This window comes from Teichococcus deserti, from assembly GCF_001982615.1.
Lineage (GTDB): Bacteria > Pseudomonadota > Alphaproteobacteria > Acetobacterales > Acetobacteraceae > Pseudoroseomonas > Pseudoroseomonas deserti.
This window is the reverse complement of sequence record NZ_MLCO01000595.1, coordinates 1-450: the sequence shown is the minus strand read 5'-3', so window position 1 is coordinate 450 and position 450 is coordinate 1. Positions and strand designations below refer to the sequence as shown.

Below are 450 nucleotides of genomic sequence, written 5' to 3'. Positions count from 1 at the left end.
GGCCAGGGCAGGGGAGGCGGCGGGCAAGGCCGCGGGGTGGAAGCAGGCGGCGCGGTGCTGCGGCCCCAGGGCCTCCAGCACCGGCATGGCGCCGTTGCAGGCCGCCGTCGCGCGCGGGCAGCGCGGCGAGAAGGCGCAGCCGGGCGGCATGGCCCAGGGCTCCGGCACCGTGCCGGGGATGGCGCGCAGCGGCTGGCGGGGGCCGTCCATCGGCGGCAGGGCGGCGAGCAGCCCCTCCGCGTAAGGATGGGCGGGCGTCTCGAACAGCCGGCTGGCAAGGTTCTCTTCGACGATGCGGCCGGCATACATGACGCAGACCCGCTCGCAGGTCTCGGCGACGACGCCGAGGTCGTGGCTAACGAGCACCAGCGCCATGTTGCTGTCGCGGCGGATCTCCTGCAGCAGCTCGAGGATCTGCGCCTGGATGGTGACGTCGAGCGCGGTGGTCGG

1 protein-coding gene is annotated in these 450 nt (G+C 74.9%); it reads right to left on the bottom strand.

All coding sequences use genetic code 11. The features are described from left to right. Positions 1-450, bottom strand: a 450-nt coding sequence (locus BKE38_RS30265) for an oligopeptide/dipeptide ABC transporter ATP-binding protein (protein ID WP_131829832.1), incomplete at both ends; no start/stop codon positions are given.